Annotated in this window: 1 protein-coding gene; it reads left to right on the top strand. The window is 57.0% G+C overall.

Translation table 11 applies throughout. The annotated features are described in order from the left end of the window. A partial coding sequence (locus MES37_RS24400; protein WP_237932827.1) for a DUF6531 domain-containing protein occupies positions 1-1,174 on the top strand: 1,174 nt, incomplete at both ends.

Genomic DNA, 1,174 nt, shown 5'->3' with positions numbered 1-1,174 from the left:
GGGTGGGGCGGCTCAATACCTCCAGCATCTGCCGGGGTGATCCTGTCGATGTCGGGACGGGTAGCCTTCTCCAGCAACTCAGCGTACTCACGCTGCCCGGCTCACTACCATTAACGCTCTCCCGCTTCTATCGCTCCCGCTCCAGCCATGGTGGAGTATTTGGCCCAAAATGGACCGATGAATGGTCCCGCTCACTGCATATACAGGGAAATGATCTGCATTTTACCGACCAGGAAGGCGTGGTGCTTTATTACCCCCTGCCCCGTGACGGTATTTTCCAGCAAGCCGCCAACTCCCGGCAGCCCCGTTACCGGCTGACCGGGGACATTAGCGCAGAACTCACCGTTTTTGACCGCCACACACAGCAAACTCTACGCTTTGCTCCTTCTGCTACAGGGACTTTTCTGCTGTCTGCGCTTCACGACCAGTATGGCAACCGCATTGACTTTATCCGCACCAATGATCTGCTGACTGAAATCCGCCACAGCGACGGTTACACACTCGCCCTTGACTGGCAGAACCGGCAACTGATGTGCATTGACCTGGTCACCCCTCAACGCCAGCGCCTTGTCACCTGCCACTATGACAGCAACGGTTTTCTCGCTGAATGCGACACCTTCCAGTTCTCCCATCTGTGGCACGAATACTCTCCTGAAGGGTTTATGACCCGCTGGCGGGATACGGATAAAACCTGTGTCGATATCAGCTATGACGTGCAGGGCCGGGTCATCAGCACACAGTCAACCGAAGGCTATTACAGTGACCACTTTATCTATAACGATGAAGAAAAATGTACCACCTACCAGGATGCGGAGGGCGGAGAAACCCGTTACTGGTACAACGAAGATCGCCTGGTTACCCGCAGCACCGACCCGCTGGGACGGGAAGAAATCACGGTGTGGGAGAACACCCAGCTTCAGTCACGCACCGATGCCCTTGGGCGCACCACTGAATATCACTATAACGATGAAGACGATATCCGCCATGTCGCCATCCCCGGAGGCCACAGTCTCTGGTACGAGTACAACGACGCCGGACAGCTCACCCGCCTGACCACACCGGGCGACCAGCAATGGCTGTGGGCTTACGACGAGCTCGGCAGCGTGGTCAGCCTCACTGACCCGCAGGGCCGGAGCCAGCAGTTCAGCTACAGCGAACAGGGCGATTTACTGGC

It is taken from the genome of Buttiauxella sp. S19-1, from assembly GCF_022134725.1.
Classification (GTDB): Bacteria; Pseudomonadota; Gammaproteobacteria; order Enterobacterales; family Enterobacteriaceae; genus Buttiauxella; species Buttiauxella ferragutiae.
This window is presented reverse-complemented; position numbering and strand designations above follow the sequence as displayed.